At 70.8% G+C, this 16,389-nt stretch carries 15 protein-coding genes; 5 read left to right on the forward strand and 10 right to left on the reverse strand.

Features of this window, described 5'->3' with window-relative positions; genetic code table 11:
- Window positions 1-5: 5 nt before the first annotated feature.
- Window positions 6-1,184 carry an amino acid deaminase/aldolase gene (locus EGT67_RS04125; protein ID WP_127914800.1) on the reverse strand — a complete coding sequence of 393 codons (1,179 nt, stop codon included), beginning with the start codon at window positions 1,182-1,184 and terminating at the stop codon, window positions 6-8.
- 48 nt (window positions 1,185-1,232) lie between these two features.
- On the reverse strand, window positions 1,233-1,904 hold the full coding sequence (locus tag EGT67_RS04130; RefSeq protein WP_127914801.1) for a TetR/AcrR family transcriptional regulator: 672 nt from the start codon (window positions 1,902-1,904) through the stop codon (window positions 1,233-1,235).
- 77 nt (window positions 1,905-1,981) lie between these two features.
- On the opposite strand from EGT67_RS04130, the gene EGT67_RS04135 reads away from it, so the two are divergent.
- The 5 genes from EGT67_RS04135 (at window position 1,982) to EGT67_RS04155 (ending at window position 8,204) form a co-directional block, all read left to right on the forward strand.
- Window positions 1,982-3,292, forward strand: coding sequence for a D-arabinono-1,4-lactone oxidase (locus EGT67_RS04135; RefSeq protein ID WP_127914802.1), 1,311 nt, complete (start codon window positions 1,982-1,984; stop codon window positions 3,290-3,292).
- Between the two features lie 34 nt (window positions 3,293-3,326).
- Complete coding sequence (locus EGT67_RS04140) at window positions 3,327-4,691, forward strand: amidase family protein (RefSeq protein WP_241565887.1); 1,365 nt, start codon at window positions 3,327-3,329, stop codon at window positions 4,689-4,691.
- Window positions 4,692-4,774: 83 nt separating this feature from the next.
- Window positions 4,775-5,947, forward strand: a complete 1,173-nt coding sequence (locus EGT67_RS04145) for a thiolase family protein (protein WP_127914803.1) — start codon at window positions 4,775-4,777, stop codon at window positions 5,945-5,947.
- Window positions 5,948-6,259: 312 nt separating this feature from the next.
- A complete protein-coding gene (locus tag EGT67_RS04150) occupies window positions 6,260-6,931 on the forward strand; it encodes an ArsR/SmtB family transcription factor (RefSeq protein ID WP_127914804.1) in 672 nt (223 codons plus the stop codon).
- Window positions 6,921-8,204 carry an MFS transporter gene (locus tag EGT67_RS04155; RefSeq protein WP_206612300.1) on the forward strand — a complete coding sequence of 428 codons (1,284 nt, stop codon included), beginning with the start codon at window positions 6,921-6,923 and terminating at the stop codon, window positions 8,202-8,204. Before EGT67_RS04150 ends, EGT67_RS04155 begins: the two co-directional genes overlap by 11 nt.
- 40 nt (window positions 8,205-8,244) lie before the next feature.
- Here the strand turns inward: EGT67_RS04155 and EGT67_RS25005 are convergent, their stop codons facing one another.
- The 8 genes from EGT67_RS25005 to EGT67_RS04190 all read right to left on the reverse strand — a co-directional run bounded on the left by EGT67_RS25005 (window position 8,245) and on the right by EGT67_RS04190 (window position 16,274).
- Window positions 8,245-8,400 (reverse strand): DUF6131 family protein, encoded by a 156-nt coding sequence (locus tag EGT67_RS25005; RefSeq protein ID WP_241565913.1) that lies wholly within the window; start codon window positions 8,398-8,400, stop codon window positions 8,245-8,247.
- A gap of 406 nt (window positions 8,401-8,806) precedes the next feature.
- Window positions 8,807-10,771 carry a heavy metal translocating P-type ATPase gene (locus tag EGT67_RS04160; protein ID WP_127914806.1) on the reverse strand — a complete coding sequence of 655 codons (1,965 nt, stop codon included), beginning with the start codon at window positions 10,769-10,771 and terminating at the stop codon, window positions 8,807-8,809.
- Window positions 10,764-11,156, reverse strand: a complete 393-nt coding sequence (locus tag EGT67_RS04165) for an ArsR/SmtB family transcription factor (RefSeq protein ID WP_127914807.1) — start codon at window positions 11,154-11,156, stop codon at window positions 10,764-10,766. The genes EGT67_RS04160 and EGT67_RS04165 overlap by 8 nt, the downstream gene beginning before the upstream one ends.
- A 49-nt stretch (window positions 11,157-11,205) precedes the next feature.
- Window positions 11,206-12,069 carry a hypothetical protein gene (locus tag EGT67_RS04170; protein ID WP_127914808.1) on the reverse strand — a complete coding sequence of 288 codons (864 nt, stop codon included), beginning with the start codon at window positions 12,067-12,069 and terminating at the stop codon, window positions 11,206-11,208.
- Window positions 12,070-12,135: 66 nt separating this feature from the next.
- Window positions 12,136-13,104 (reverse strand): adenosine deaminase, encoded by a 969-nt coding sequence (locus tag EGT67_RS04175; RefSeq protein ID WP_127914809.1) that lies wholly within the window; start codon window positions 13,102-13,104, stop codon window positions 12,136-12,138.
- Between the two features lie 4 nt (window positions 13,105-13,108).
- The gene (locus EGT67_RS04180; protein ID WP_127914810.1) at window positions 13,109-13,870 is read right to left on the reverse strand and encodes a crotonase/enoyl-CoA hydratase family protein; all 762 of its coding nucleotides are present in this window, start codon (window positions 13,868-13,870) and stop codon (window positions 13,109-13,111) included.
- On the reverse strand, window positions 13,860-15,380 hold the full coding sequence (locus EGT67_RS04185; RefSeq protein WP_127914811.1) for a class I adenylate-forming enzyme family protein: 1,521 nt from the start codon (window positions 15,378-15,380) through the stop codon (window positions 13,860-13,862). The genes EGT67_RS04180 and EGT67_RS04185 overlap by 11 nt, the downstream gene beginning before the upstream one ends.
- A gap of 84 nt (window positions 15,381-15,464) precedes the next feature.
- Window positions 15,465-16,274, reverse strand: a complete 810-nt coding sequence (locus tag EGT67_RS04190) for an enoyl-CoA hydratase/isomerase family protein (RefSeq protein WP_127914812.1) — start codon at window positions 16,272-16,274, stop codon at window positions 15,465-15,467.
- Window positions 16,275-16,389 lie beyond the last annotated feature (115 nt).

Below are 16,389 nucleotides of genomic sequence, written 5' to 3' on the forward strand. Positions count from 1 at the left end.
CACGGTCACCCGAAACAAACGCCTTCCCCGCGATAGGTGGGCGCCGCCGTCGCCTTGCCGTCGCCGTCCACCAGGTGCACCTCGGTGAAGCGCTCGCACAGCTCACCGGCCTTCGCGTGACGGAACCAGACCCGGTCCCCCACCGCCAGTTCCGCGGCAGCGGCGCCGGTGACCGGTGTCTGGACCTCGCCCGCGCCCTCGTTGCGCAGCAGTTTCAGTCCCCGCGGCCACACCGGCGCCGGAACCCGGGTGTTGCCCGCCGGACCGGAGGCGATGTAGCCGCCGCCGAACAGCGTCGCGACCCGCGGGGTCGGCCTACGGACCGCGGGCAGCGCGAAGAACATCGCCGGACGGGGCGTGAACGAGTGGTAGCGGTCGAACAGCGTCGGCAGGTAGAGGCCGGACCCGGCGGTGACCTCGGTGACGCTCGAGTCGGCGGAGCTCACCTCGAGCGATCCGGTTCCCCCGCTGTTGACGATCTCCAGCTTGCCGACCTCGTCGGTGACGGCGTCGACGACCGCCGTTCTGCGCGTGGACAGCTCGGCCGCCGACGCCTTCTTGACCATCCGCACCGCGAAACTGGTGTCGGGCAGGCCCGCGATCTGGGCCTCGTAGAACATCACGCCGACGACGGCGAATCCGCGGTCGCTCGCGAGCCGCGCGAGCCGGGCCACCTGGCCGGGTTCGCGCAGCGGCGACCGCCGGACGCCGAGATGCGCCGGCCCGATCCGCAGCGACGCGTCGACGTCGAGGCAGATCCGCGGCCGCACCTTGTCGGACCCCACCGCAGCGCGGACGACGTCGAGTTGCGCGACGTCGTCGACCATCAGGGTGATCCGGTCGAGCAGCGAGCTGTCGGCGCCGAGTTCGGCGAGGGCACCGCGGTCCACTGTGGGGTAACCCATCAGGACGTCCTCGGCACCCTGACGCGCGAGCCAGATCGCCTCCCGCAGCGAGTACGACATGATGCCGCGGAAGCCGCCCGACGAGGTGAGGCCGGATCCGAGCGCGATCTCGAGGACCGCGCGGCACCGCACCGACTTGCTCGCGACCCGGACCGGCGTACCCTCCGCACGCCGGACCAGGTCGGCCGCATTCGTCTGCAGTGTCGCGAGATCCAGTGCCGCCAACGGTGGATCCAGGTGGGCGGTGGCGGTGGTGAGTCGGTCGATCGTGGCAGTCACATCAGTTCCGTTCGTCAGTCCGAGAAGGCCGGCGTCCGGACCAGTCGATCACTCTCCTGAACGATTGTCCAGGTCCGGTTCCCCCTCCACCGCCTTGCTCGCCACGATGCGCACGAGGTCGTCGAGTTCGGTGAGGATGGCGTTGCTGTCGCGGTCGACGAGCCAGCGCAGCACGATCCCGTCGATGACCGCGAGCGCGAAACGGGCGATCGCCTCGACCGGCTCGGTCCACTTGCAGCCGGTCCGGCGCGCGCTCTCCTGCAGGAAGACCGTGGCCTCGACGTCCATGATCCGGTACTGCTCGTCGGCGACACTCCCCGCGAGCGGCGCACCGGCCGCGCGGTGGCGCAGCGCGTAGGCGGTGATCTCGTAGGTGAGCAACTGACGGTCGGCGGTGGCCTCGACGAGCGGCCACATGCCGGTCAGACCGGTGTGCAGAACCTCGCGCAAGTCGCGCAGACCGCTCAGCTCCTGGGAGTCCCACACCGACGCGAACGACTCCCGCATACCGGCGCTGAGCTGCAGAACCAGGCTCTCGGCCATGGCCGCGACCAGGGCTTCCTTGCTCTCGAAGCAGTAGTGCACGACGCCGAGCGAAACGCCCGCTTCTTCCGCGACGGCGCGGATCGTCACGGATGCGATACCGCCGCGTTCGGCGATGTTCAGCGCCGCTTCGATGAGCTGGGCGCGGCGTTCTTCCGCAGGGAGCCGATTCAACATCCCCCGATCGTAAAACCCGGAGTCGAATTTTCGTGTTTCATTTGCCTGGACGCTCGTCCAGGTGAATAGTTGCCGGAATGGCACAGGACACGTGGCGCAACTGGGCGGGGACCCACTCGTCGACACCTCACCGATTCGAAACTCCGAGATCGGTGGCTGAACTGAGCACGCTCGTCGCGAGCGCGACCGAACGGGGATTGCGCGTCAAGGCAGTGGGGGCGGGCCATTCGTTCACCGGAGTCGCCGTCACCGACGGCGTACTGGTGAGCCTGGACAACATCGCGGGGATCGAATCCGTGCGCACCACGCCGGACGGTCCGATCGCGACCGTCTGGGCGGGCACCCGTCTGCGGAGCCTCAACGAGCAACTCTGGAACCGCGGGCTCGCGATGATCAACCTCGGCGACATCGACGTGCAGTCGATCGCCGGCGCGCTCTCGACGGGAACCCACGGAACCGGAGCACGATTCGGCGGCCTCGCGACGCTGATCCGCGGACTGCAGATCGTCCTCGCGGACGGCTCGGTCGTCGACTGCTCCGACGGCGAGAACCCCGACCTCTACCAGGCCGCGAAGATCAGCCTCGGCTCGATCGGCATCATCACCAAGCTCGACCTGGCGGTCCAGCCCAGGTACACGATGCGTGCGGTCGAGGGCCCGGCGGCACTCGACGAGACGCTCGAGGGTCTCGAACACGATCTCGCGACCGTCGACCACTTCGAGTTCTACTGGTTCCCGCACACCAATCGTGTTCTGACGAAGCGGAACACCCGACTGCCCGGGCACACGCCGCTGCAGCCGGTGGGCCGCGTTCGCGGCTACATCGACGACGAACTGCTCTCCAACACGCTGTTCGAGGGCATCAACCGGTTCACGGCCGCGTTCCCGTCGACGATTCCGCAGATCAACCAGGTCTCGGCGCGCGCGCTGTCGGCGCGGGAGTTCACCGACCGGAGCTACGAGGTGTTCGCGTCGCCGCGGCGGGTCCGGTTCAAGGAGATGGAGTACGCGGTACCCCAGGAGGCGGTGAAGGACACCCTGCGCGAGATCTCGACCTGGCTCGACCGGTCCGACTGCCGGATCGCGTTCCCGGTCGAGGTGCGCTTCGCACCCGCCGACGACGTCTGGTTGTCGACCGCGAACGGCCGGGACAGCGCCTACATCGCGGTGCACCAGTATCACCGGCGCGATCACCGAGAGTACTTCGACGCGGTCGAGGCCATCGCGCGCTCGGTGGACGGTCGCCCGCACTGGGGCAAGATGCACAGCCGCACCGCGGCCGACCTGCGCCCCACCTACGCGCGGTTCGACGACTTCTGCACGGTCCGCGACAAGTTCGACCCCGCGCGGACGTTCGACAACGACTACCTCCGTCAGGTTCTCGGCTGACACGAGGGCCGATCCGACGGATTCCGGTCGGCGCGTGGCTACTGTGGGCGACGTGCCGACCGGACCCGACCTCCCGCGCCTGAATCGTCGTTCGTTCCTGCGCGCGAGCGCGCTGGGAACCGCACTCGGCGGCGCCGCGCTACTCGCGGGCTGCGGTGAGGACCTGAAGGACCCGGGCGTGCCGCCGCTCCCGGGCGGCGACATCGTCGCCGCCGACAAGGCGACCTGGCGGGTGCAGGGCGATCCGCTGCTTCCCGCAACGGGTTCCGGGCAGGCGGACGGCCTGACCGTCGCGGTCACCGACCTGTTCTCCCTGCAGGGGCAGCGGGTCGGCGCGGGCAATCCCGGCTGGCTCGGCCAAGCGCCCACGGAAACCACGACGGCCGAGAGCGTCGCCCGCCTGCAGGCGCGCGGTGCCGTCGTCGTCGGCATCGCGCAGACCGTGGCCTTCGGGTTCGGCCACTCCGGCATCAACACCGCCTACGGCACGCCGCCCAATCCGGCTGCCGCGGGGCGCCTTCCCGGCGGAGCGACGTCGGGCGCCACCACCGCCGTCGCCCGCGGCCACGCGGCGGTCGGCATCGGCCCGGACACGACCGGGTCGGTCCGGATACCCGCCGCGTATCAGGGGATGTACGGGTTCGGCCCCACAACCGGCGCCGTGTCGACGGTGGGCATGATGCCGCTCTCGCGCACGTTCGACACCGTCGGATGGGTGTGTGCCGACGCCGCGACACTCTCGACCGTCGGCGACGTCCTGCTCCCGCCCGCCCCGGAGGCCGCGTTCGACGCGGCCGTCACGTCGCCGGGCCTGATCGCGATCGCGGACAGCGGCGTCCAACCCGCGATCCGCGGCGCGCTCGCGCAGTGGAGACGGTCGGGCCTACCGACCCTCGCCGAGGAGGAGTTCGACGTCGCCGCCCTGCCCGACTGGTACGACGCGGTCGTCACGGTCCAGGGCTACGAGGCGTGGCAGCAGCACTCCGGTTGGGTGTCGACGGCGACCGGATCGATCACCGACGAAGCCCGGGTCAACTTCCTGGCCGCGTCGACGGTCTCGGAGTCGGCGTATCGCCGCAGCCTCGACACGCTCCGCGACGCGGGGAGGATCGTGCGCGACTTCCTCGGTTCCCGCGTCCTGCTCCTGCCCACCACCGGTTCGCCGGCGCCGTCGACGGCGGACGACCCCGAGAGTGTCCACCTCGCGGCGTTGCTGCGCACCACAGGTCTGCTCACGACGGTGGCCGACGTCGCGGGACTTCCCGCGGTCACCGTGCCCGTGAAGACCTCCGACGGATTCCCGGCGGGACTGTCCCTGGTGGGGCCGCCCGGTCGGGATCGGGACCTGCTCGCGCTCGCCGAACAGGTGGCCGGGGCCGGGGTGGCGGCGCACCGCTGAGTGACGTCGAACACAACATTCTTCAAATAATCGTCTACCTGATTAAGCTCGATCCACTTACGTTTCGGAGAGAGTGAGGCGCCATGCGTGACGCAGTGATCGTCGAGGCAGTCCGTACCCCCATCGGCAAGCGGAAGGGATCGCTCGCCGACGTGCACGCGGTGGAGCTGTCCGCCCACGTGCTGCGCTCGATCGCCCAGCGCACCGGCATCGACCCGGCCGTCGTCGACGACGTCTACTGGGGCAACGTCAACAGCGTCGGCATGCAGACCGGCAACATCGGCCGCATGGCCGTCCTCGGTGCCGGGTGGCCCGAGTCGGTGCCGGGCCTGACCGTCGATCGCCAGTGCGGTTCGTCGCAGCAGACGATCTCGATGGCCGCCGCGTCGGTCATCTCGGGCCAGGCCGACGTCATCGTCGCCGGTGGCGTCGAGATGATGACCGCGGTCCCGCTCGGCTCGTCGAACGTTCCGGGCACCGGTGACTCCGGGGGCCCCGCGCGCGACCGTTACGCCGCCCAGCTCGAGGCCCCCGGCTTCAACGGCCGCTTCAACCAGGGCGTCGGCGCGGAGCTGATCGCGCAGCAGTGGAACATCTCCCGTGCGCAGCTCGACGAGTACTCGGTGGCCTCGCACGAGCGCGCCGCCGCCGCCCAGGACGCCGGCGCGTTCGACGCCGAGATCGCCCCGGTCACGCTCGCGGACGGCACGGTCTTCTCCGCCGACGAGGGCATCCGCCGCGGCTCCACCACCGAGAAGCTGGGCCAGCTGAAGTCCCCGTTCCTCGAGGGCGGCGTCATCACCGCCGGTAGCGCGTCGCAGATCTCCGACGGCGCGGCTGCGGTGCTGGTCATGACGTCGGAGAAGGCCAAGGCACTGGGCCTGACGCCGCTCGCCCGCATCCACACCGCCGTCGTCGCCGGCGACGACCCGGTGAAGATGCTCACCGGCCCGATCCCCGCGACCGCCCTGGCGCTGAAGAAGTCCGGTCTGTCGATCGACGACATCGACGCGTTCGAGGTCAACGAGGCGTTCGGTTCCGTGCCGCTCGCGTGGCAGCTCGAGACCGGCGCATCGTCGGACAAGCTCAACCCGCTCGGCGGCGCGATCGCCCTCGGCCACCCGCTCGGCGGTTCGGGCGCGCGTCTGGCGGCGACGCTGATCAACCACCTGCGACGCACCGGTGGCCGCTACGGCCTGCAGACGATGTGCGAGGGCGGCGGCACCGCGAACGCCACCATCTACGAACGCATCTGACCTCGGGCACCGCACGGTGACGAAGGCGGCCGATCCTCGCCGGGTCGGCCGCCTTCGCGGTTTCCGCTGCTGACACACGCCCCTCCGGATGCAAGGCTGAGAGGTGACACCCACCCTGCTCGGAAGGGAGGTGAGCGGCCATGCCCGATCAGATGATGATGATGTGCCATCACATGATGATGTGGCTTCACAGCATGGGAATCGTCCCGATGATGCCCACCATGCCCATGCACTGACCTGCATCGCCGGCGATCCGCATCCCTGCGGGGATGCGGATCGCGTGCGGTCGACGGGCTGCTAGATTCTTATTCCATGGATCTCGGGAATATCGGATCGACCGACAAGGCGTCCGTCTTCGAGTCGTTGGCGAGGGTCGTGAAGGCACTGGCGAACGGCCGCCGACTGGAGTTGATCGAGTTGCTCGCCCAGGGGGAGCACTCGGTCGAGACCCTCGCCCGAATGTCCGGGACGGGCGTGACGACGGTGTCCGGTCACCTGCAGACGCTGAAGCAGGCGGGACTGGTCGACACCCGCAGGGAACGCACCACGATCTACTACCGACTCGCTGGTGACGACGTCGCCGAACTCTTCCTGGCCGCCAAGCGCGTCGGGTTGCGGCACTACCCCGACCTGCGGCACACGCTCGTCGAGTACATGGAGCAGGCGGACGCCGGTCGCGCCGCCCCGTCGATCGATCCGTCGGCCGTCACGTCGGAGATGACGGTCGTCGACGTACGACCCCGGGAGGAGTTCGACGCCGGACACTTCCCCGGCGCGGTGTCGATCCCGCTGGCCGAACTCCCGGATCGGTACCGGGAGATCCCCGCCGGCGCGGAGGTCGTCGTGTACTGCCGCGGCGAGTTCTGCAGCCTGGCGCGCGAGGCGGCCCGGTGGCTGGGCGATCACGGCGTCGCTGCGAAGGCGATGGACGAGGGCGTCGTCGAGTGGCGCGTGAGCAAGGAGGTCGACCTTGATATCGCGTAGCGACGCGCGGGTCCCGGAGGCGACCGGCCTCGACGACGCGGAGCGCCGACGGGTCCAGAAGCGCACCCTGACCGTTGTCGTCCTCAGCCAGATCCTCGGTGGCGCAGGCCTGGCCGCCGGCATCACCGTCGGTGCGCTGCTGGCCCAGCAGATGCTCGGCTCGGACAGCCTGGCCGGAGTCCCGACGGCGCTGTTCACCCTGGGCTCGGCACTGGCGGCGTTCCTGGTGGGGCGGATCACGCAGTCACGCGGTCGACGAGTCGGACTCGGTCTCGGGTTCGGCGCCGGCGGCGTCGGCGCAATCGGCGTGGTTCTCGCCGCGATGATCGACAGCGTGCCGCTGCTGTTCGTGTCACTGTTCGTCTACGGCGCGGGCACAGCCACCAACCTGCAGGCACGGTATGCCGGAACGGATCTCGCTCCGGCCGCCCAGCGCGGCACCGCGATCAGCATCGCGATGGTCTCCACCACGATCGGCGCGGTCGCGGGCCCGAACCTCGTCGAGCCGCTCGGTGCCTTGGCCACCAGCCTCGGCCTGCCCGCGCTGTCCGGACCCTTCCTGCTCGCCGCGGTCGCGTATCTCGCGGCCGGCACGGCGCTGTTCGCGCTGCTGCGCCCGGACCCTTTCCTCCTCGCGCGCCGGATCGACCCCGGTGCGCCCGCCGCGGACGCCTCCGCCGGCGCCGCATCTCGGCCCGCGCCGGGGGCCTACGTGGGCGCCGCGGTGATGGTGCTGACGCAGATCGCCATGGTCGCGATCATGACGATGACCCCGGTACACATGCGCGCCCACCATCACGGACTCGGCGAGGTGGGGTTGGTGATCGGAATCCATGTCGGCGCAATGTATCTCCCCTCCCTGGTCACCGGCGCTCTCGTCGACCGGATCGGACGGGTGCCGATGGCCGCGGCCGCCGGCGTCACGCTGCTGCTGGCCGGCGTCACTGCGGCGCTCGCGCCCGGCGATTCGCTCGCGTTGCTGATCGTGGCCCTGGCGCTGCTGGGCCTCGGCTGGAACTTCGGGCTGATCTCCGGGACCGCCCTGGTCGTCGACGCCACCGTGCCGGAGAACCGTCCACGCACCCAGGGCGCGATCGACGTCCTGATCGCCCTCGCGGGCGCCGGAGGCGGTGCGGTCTCCGGGGTCGTGATGTCCGCGACCGACTACGCGACGCTGTCCCTCGGCGGCGGCGCGCTGGCGCTGGTCCTCATCCCCGTGCTGTTCTGGGCGCGCCGCGATCGGAACGCACCGGTCTCGACCCCCGCAGGATGACGCCGGTGGCCGCCGTGAATCGTGACGGATCCGCCGGGCGCTAGTACCAGTAGCGGCGGCCTCCGACCGCGCGCCCGGTCGCCCCCAGCAGCGCGAGGATCACCCCGATCACCAGGAGCACGATTCCGATGGTCCAGAGAATCGAGATTCCTGTCAGAAACCCGATGAGCAACAGGATCAAACCGAGCACGATCATCGCTGTACCTACCTTCACGAGAGGACTACTCAGTCGCCCGTCGCGCCCAGTGCCTCACTTTCACCTGTATTCCCTCCACGGCGGCCGCCAAACCCGATCGAATCGAGTTTCGGGCGACCTCGAATCGGGTACCGCGCGAGCAGACGAACAGGAGGTGCCACCACGGCGCGTAGGAGGTCGGATCCGCATCCGAAGGATCAGGACCGCTACGAGGACCGGACGGTCGACGAGCCCAGGGAGCGGGCCGAGGAAGTCGGTCTCGCCGGGACGGCGGTGTCGATCGAGCCGTCCGGGATGGACAGCGCCTGGGCATCGCCGTGGCACAACCGGATTCGTGTGCGCTCCGCCGCGGGCATCTTGCGGTGCACGCGGGCGGTCCTCGAATCGATCCGACGGGGTTCGCCGTTCAGGGTGCCACCGAACGACTCTCCGTCTCATGGGATTCGCCGGCGGCCGCGGTGGTCAGTGTTGGGAGGTCGGCGGTGCGGGCCGCGCGGATGGCGTTGCCGATGACGAGGACCTCCGCGAACTCGTGCACGAACACCACCGTCGCGAGTCCCAGCACCCCCGTCGCCGCCAGTGGAATCAGCACGCCGATGATCGCGAGCGAGAAGCCGATGTTCTGCACCATGATTCGGCGGGCCCGACGCGCGTGCGCGAGGACCTGCGGCAGATGTCGGAGGTCCTCACCCATGAGCGCGACGTCCGCGGTCTCGATCGCGACGTCGGTGCCGACGGCCCCCATCGCGATCCCGACGTCGGCCGTTGCCAGCGCCGGCGCGTCGTTGACGCCGTCGCCGACCATCGCGATGCGCCTGCCGTGCGCGACGGTCGGCAGCAGTTCCGCCTTGTCCTCGGGCCGCAGTTCGGCGTGCACGGTCGCAATCCCGGCCTGGGCAGCGAGGGCGTCGGCGGTGCGCTGGTTGTCGCCGGTGAGCATGGCCACGTCGATGCCGAGACGACGGAGCGACCGGATCGCCTCGGGCGCTTCGGGCCGCAACTCGTCGCGGACGGCGATCGCCCCGAGCACAACTCCCCCGGCTTCGAGGAGCACGACGGTGGCACCCGCGCGCTGCAGACCGTCGACGTCGTCGGCGAGGTCGACGGGTTCGATCCATCCCGGCTTGCCGAGACGGACGGTGCGTCCGTCGAGGGTGCCGGTGAGCCCGTGTCCGGGGATCGCGACGACGTCGTCGGCGGCGGTGACGTCGCCGACGGCGTCGAGAATCGCTCGCGCCAGGGGGTGTTCGCTGCGCGACTCCAGGGCGGCCGCCACCGCGAGTACCTCGTCCGGATCCGTTCCGTTGCGGGGGACGACGGCGATCACCTGCGGTGTGTTGCGTGTCAGGGTGCCGGTCTTGTCGAGTGCGATCACCCGGATTCGGCCGAGTTCCTCGAGCGCGGCGCCGCCCTTCACCAACGCGCCGTGCCGACTCGCCGCACCGACTGCCGCGACGACGGTGAGCGGCACCGCGATCGCCAGGGCACACGGTGACGCCGCGACAAGGACGACGAGCGCACGCGCGAGCCACAGCTCCGGGTCGCCGAGCACGGCGCCGAGACCCGCCACCGCGGCGGCGAGAACCATGATCGCGGGCACCAGCGGCCTGGCGACCCTGTCGGCGAGACGCTGCCCCGCTCCCTTGCGGTCCCGGGCCTCCTCGACGATGTGCACGATCCGGGCGAGGGAACTGTCGGCGGCGACGGCGGTGACGGTGGCCTCGACGGCGCCGCCGCCGTTCACGGCGCCCGCCGGCACCTGGTTACCCGGACCGGCCTCGACGGGCACCGACTCGCCGGTGATTGCCGACAGGTCCAAGGTGGTCCGGCCCGCACGGATGACACCGTCGGTCGCGGCGCGCTCCCCCGGACGCAGCACGAGAACGTCTCCGATCACGAGATCGTCCGGCGAGACGACCGCCTCCGATCCGTCGCGGACCACCGACACCGTCTTCGGGACGAGGGACAGCAGGGCGCGCAGTCCGCGCCGGGTCCGGTCGACGGCGTAGCGCTCGAGCCCCTCGGCGATCGAGAACAGGATTCCCAGCATCGCGGCTTCGGGAATCTCGCCGAGCGCGATCGCCCCGACGGCGGCGATCGTCATCAGCGTTCCGACACCGATGCGGCCGTGGCGCAGGTTCCGGACGGCGTCCGGCGCGAAGGACCACCCCGCCACCACTGCGGCGGCGAGTTCGAGCAATACCCCCACCTGTTCGGAACCCGCACGTCCGACGAGCCATCCGATGGCGAGCAGCACCGCGGCGACCGCCGCGAACCGCAACTCGCGCACCCGCGTCAGTCGCGTGTCCGGGCTCGTCGACTCGCCCGCCACCGAATCGACCTTCGCCGGACCGCAGCACGCGTCAGCCACGGGCGACCTCCTGGGGAGAGACACCCTCGACCTGCAACTGCTCGCCCAGCACGGCCTGCACGAGCCCCCGCCCCCGCGGGGTGAGCGAGTACATCACCAACCGCCCCTGCCGTCGCGACGTCACCAACTGGGCGGTCTTCAGTTGCCGGAGGTGGTGCGAGACCAGGTTCTGCGCCTGCCCCACCACCCACGCGATGTCGCACACGCACAACTCGTCGCCCGCGGCGAGCGCCGCGGCAATGGTCAGGCGGGTGGGGTCCGCCAGTGCCCGCGCCGCTCCCGCGGCGGATTCGACACTCGGCAGCGGCGGCAGGCCGGCGCGAATCCCCTCCGCATGGGGCAGGTCGAGGCACAGCAGGTCGCAGGTATCCACGGGATCTGTCACATCAACATACTAATGAATATTGATATGAGAGTCGACGTCGCCGGACAGGTCACTCGAGACCGGAAGCGACATCCTCCGCCTCGGCGACCCGCCGATCCGCTCGATCGACGTCGTCACGCGCGGTCGAGACGGACCGGACAGCATTGGCCTCCGCGCGGGCCAGGAATTCGACGCGCTCCTCCAGATGCTCGAGTTCGTGGCGCAGAGCGCCGACGCGACCGGCCGCCTCCGCCGCGTCGGAGCGAATCTCCGCCAGTTCGGCCTCGGCCCCACTCAGTGCGTCGTGCGCCTGCCGGGCCTCCTCGCGCGCGGAGCGCACCTCGGCGCGCGCCTGCTCCAGTGCGTTCTCGCGTTCGCGGACACCTCGCCCCGAGCGCGCCCGCGCGGTGTCCGCACCCGCCGCACCGTCGTCCGCGCCGGCCTCCACGGACTCGAGACCCGCCGGACCGAAACCGCTGTAGTTCGCGGCGGCGAGGACACGGCCCTGCCGCACGGTCCGAGCCAGGACGGGATCGGCCATCGCCGCATGCAGTGTCTGCGAAACCTGCCGCAGCGCAGTCTCGTTCACCACCCGGCCGCGCTCGCGGGCCAGCGCGGACGCCTGCGTCGCCAGCGCGCGCACCAACCGTTGCCGCCGCTCGGTGAGTTCGCGCAGCGTCTCGGCATCGAGACGGCGCTGCGCCCGGTTCAGCGCGTCCCCCAACGTCAGCACGGAGTCCACCTCACCGGGACGTTCGTGCGCCAGGAGGTTGACGAGCCATCCGACCGTGGTCGGCTTCTTCAGACCCGCGATCGCGGCGGCCGCGTCACGCTGCTTCGCCGCCCGCGCCTGCTGCACGAACGAGGCGCGTGCGGCCACGAAGTCCGACGGATCCAGCCGGTACAACTCGTCGGCGACGGCGTCCACGTCCACACCGTCAATCCTGGCACCGCCGACGCGATTCGACCCCGAATCCGGCCAGGCCGTCCGCGAACCGACCTACATCCGGAGCAACTCCGCCTTGCGGGCCGGGGACGCGAACGACGCCTCGATCGAATTGCGCGCGAGCAGATCGACCTCGCTGTCGGTGAGACCGAGCCGGTCGCGCAGCTGCGCGAAGTTCTCCCCGAGGTCCCCGCCGAAGTACGCCGGGTCGTCGGAGTTGACGGTCACCCGCAGTCCGGCACGCAGCATCGACCGCAGGGGGTGATCGTCCATCGAATCCACCACGCGCAGGCGCACGTTCGACAATGGGCACACGGTCAACGGGATCTCCTCGTCCACCAGGCGATCCACCAGGGCCGGGTCCTCGAGGCAGCGGACGCCGTGGTCGATCCGCTCGGCGCCGAGGAGATCGAGTGCCTGCCAGATGTATTCGGGCGGCCCCTCCTCGCCGGCGTGCGCGACGACGTGCAGGCCCTCCGCCCGGGCCCGGGCGAACACGTCCTCGAACAGCGTCGGCGGGTATCCCACCTCCGCCGAATCGAGCCCGACGCCGATGATCGGTGCCTGCAGCCGCAGTATCTCCGCGAGCACCTCCTCCGCGTCGTGCACCGGCTCGTCCCGCAGGAACGAGGCGATCAGTCCGCTGCTCACGTCGAACTCGCGCTCGCTGGCCGCGAGCGCGTCGAGGATGCCGTCGAGCACCACCTGCAGCGGCACGCCCCGCGAGACGTGCGCCTGCGGATCGAAGAAGATCTCCGCGTGCCGCACCCCCGCCGCCGCGGCCCGCCGCAGGTAGTCGCGGGTGAGATCGGCGAAGTCCTCGGCCGTCCGCAGCACCGCCATGTTCGCGTAGTACAGGTCGAGGAACGACTGCAGATCGGTGAACTCGTAACGGGATTCGAGGTCGGCGAGCCCGCTGTACGGAAGGTGCATCCGGTTGCGTTCGGCCAGCGCGAAGATCAGCTCTGGCCCGAGCGCTCCCTCGATGTGCATGTGCAGTTCCGCAAACGGTGTCGCGGTCATGTCCTCAGCGTCCCTTCCATACCGGCGCACGCTTCTCCGCGAACGCGGTTGCACCCTCGCGCGCGTCCTCCGAGCCGAACACCGGTCCGATGATCTCGAACTGGCGCGCAAACGCCTCGTCGTCGGCCCATTGCCCGGACTGGACGATAACCTCCTTGGTCTTCGCGACCGCGAGCGGCCCGTTGGCCGTGATGCGCTCGGCCAGGGCGAGCGCGCCCGCGAGCGCCCCGCCCGGCTCGGTCAGCGTGTTGACGAACCCGTACGCCGCGGCCTCTTCCGCGGTGAACGAGTCACCGGTCAGGGCGTACTCCATCGCCTTCTGGTACGGGATCCGACGGGGCAGACGCAGCAGGCCGCCCGCACCCGCCGCGAGCCCCCGCTTGACCTCGGGAATCCCGAACTTCGCCGTCCGCGACGCCACGACCAGGTCGGTGGCGAGGACGAGTTCGGTGCCGCCGGCGAGTGCGTAGCCCTCCACCGCCGCAATGATCGGTTTGCGCGGCGGCGCCTCCGTGAAACCGAGCCCCTTGCCGGGCACCACGACGTTCTCGCCCGCCACGAACGCCTTGAGATCCATTCCCGCGCAAAAGTTCCCGCCCGCACCGGTGAGGATCGCGAGCGACAGCCCGGCGTCGGCGTCCAGCTCGTCGACGGCGGCGGCGAGCCCCCGGCTGACCGCGCCGTTGATCGCGTTGCGCGCGTCCGGGCGGTTGATCGTGATCACCAGCACGCGGTCACGCCGTTCGAGCAGAACCTCATCCGACATCGGCACTTCCCTTCGTCGTGGTACAGGCATTCTCCAGCCACGAACGGACCGACCGTCGGTCGACTCGTCCGGTGGCACCCCGCGGCAACGCCGCCGCGCTCGCACAGAGCCGGCGCGGCAGACGGTGTCCGAGAGGTGCGTCGAGGAAATCACGGACCGCGTCGAGTCGCAGTTCGACGCCCGGTTCCGGCACGACGACCACGCCGAGATCGGGGCCACGGGGCGTCATCACCCCCACCGCGACGGCCTCGTCCACGCCGGGGCAGTCGAGCAGCGCGTCCTCGATCTCGCGGCTGTAGACGACGCCGCGGGGTATCTCGACCGCGTCGGCGGCGCGGCCGACGAACCGGAAGTCCCCCGCCGGGCCGATCCGGACGACGTCCCCGGTGTGCAGCCAGCCCCCGGCGGTGGTGCGGGCCGTTCCCGCCGGATCGCCCCAGTACCCGCGCATCACGCTCGGTCCGCGACACCACAGCTCCCCGACACCCGCATCGATCTCGGGGCCGCAGACCGCGAACTCCATTCCGCCATGCGGTAGTTCGAGCCGACCCGATACCGGGCCCGTCCGCAGCACCATGCCGGCGCCGCCGGTCTCGGTCATCCCCCAGCCCGAGACGATGTCGGCGGCCGGGAACCGGCGGTGCAGTCGGTCCAGTGTCGCCGCCGACACGAGTTCGTCGTCCAGCGCGAGGAGCCGCAGCGATCCGGTGTCGGCGGCCGACACGCGGGCCAGTTCGCGACACAACCATCCCGGGGCCGAAAGCCGTTCGACGCCTTCGACATCGATGACGTGTTGCAGGGTCTCGGCGTCGAACTCGGCCGCGACGACCACGGTGCCACCGGACACCAGGGCGGGGAGCAACTGCAGCACGCACACCGCCGCCGAACTCAGCGGCAGCGCGACGGCATGCCGGACGCCTTCCGCGTCGGCACCCCACGACCGGCACACGGCCTCGATCGTGGACAGCACGTTCTCGTGAGAGAGTTCGACGCCCTTGGGCAGCCCCGTCGTGCCGCCGGTGTAGAAGAGCAGCGCCGAATCACTCAGTGCCGCACCGTCGTCGATGAACGGGGTACCCGCGGGCAGATCCCCGTCGAGTACCGGGTCGCTGCCGCTGTCCGCCAGGATGTGCCGGAGCGTCGCATCCGGGTGTCCGGGGTGGACGGGCACCGGCACACCACCCGCGAGCAGCACACCGAGGAACGCTTGCACCCACTGCGCCCCGTTCGGCAGCCGGATCGCGACGCGGTCCCCGATGCCGACACCCCGATCGAGCAGACCCCCGGCGACCCGGGACGCCGACGTCCACAGCTGCGCGTACGTCAGCCGCGCACCGGCGGCGGCGTCGACGACGGCCTCACGCCCCGCGTAGCGGTGCGCCGCGATGTCGAGGAGTTCGGTGAGGCACGAGGTGAGTCCGGAGTAGTGCAGCAGCCCGTCGGCGCAGCGCACCATCCGGTCGCCACGCGATCGATCGGTCGCGACGGGGTACTCGAGCAGCGACGCCATAGCCACCTCCACCGAGTCGGTTTGGCCCCGACTATATGACCCCCGTCACACAAACGCCGAGCGAACCGCCCGGTCGGCGCCGCGTTATCGCCCGGTGTACGTCGCGTGCCCGGGCCCGGTGGCGAGGAAACTGCGCACCGCGCCGCGCAGGTCGTCGGTACCGAACAGCGCGCCCGACACCTCCGGGGTCACCGAGTCGGCGTGCGCGACACCGCCCGACCGCCACGCCGCGACGATTCGCTTGGTCGCGGCGTGCGCGCGGGTGGGGCCGTCCGCGAGCCTCGCGACCAGGGCCCGCGCCTCTCCGTCGACGTCCTCGTGCACGTAGTTGACGACACCCCACTCGTGCAGCGTCGCGGCGTCGTACAGGTCGGCGGTCATCACCAACTCGCGGGCCCGCCCGGACCCCGCCCGCTCGGCGAGCCGCTGCGGACCGCCCATCGACGGCGTCAGCCCGACGACCGTCTCCACCAGCCCGAACCGGGCGCCGGGCGCGGCGACGACGATGTCGCACGCGAGGGCGATCTCGAACGCCGCGGTGAGCGTGAGTCCGTGCGCCGCGAACACGACCGGGCACGGCAGCGCCTCGAGCGGGTGGCAGATCCGCGCGAACAGCGACTCCCACAGCTCGGCACCCTGCTCCGGGGTGAGGCCGTCGAACACGTGGACGTCGACGCCACCGGAGACCACCTTGCCCTCGGCCCGCAGCAGCACCGCCCGCGGCGGCCGCGCCACGAGTTCGGCGATGTCGGCGACGACGGCGTCGAACATGGCCTGGTCGAACAGGTTCAACGGTCCGTGCGCCAGCGTGAGGATCGCGATCTCGGCGCCGCCGTCGGTGGTGACACGCTCGAGGCGGGTGGGGCCCGCGGACCCGGAGGACTCTGCAGCCATGGCGACAGCGTGCCACAGCCGGCGTCCGTCGCACGGCCGTGGCGCACCGGACCGGCACCAAGTTACTCGTGAGTATGCTCGCTCGGGACGAGTGACACCACACCGGAGGTTTGGG

It is taken from the genome of Prescottella agglutinans (genome assembly GCF_004011865.1).
Classification (GTDB): domain Bacteria; phylum Actinomycetota; class Actinomycetes; order Mycobacteriales; family Mycobacteriaceae; genus Prescottella; species Prescottella agglutinans.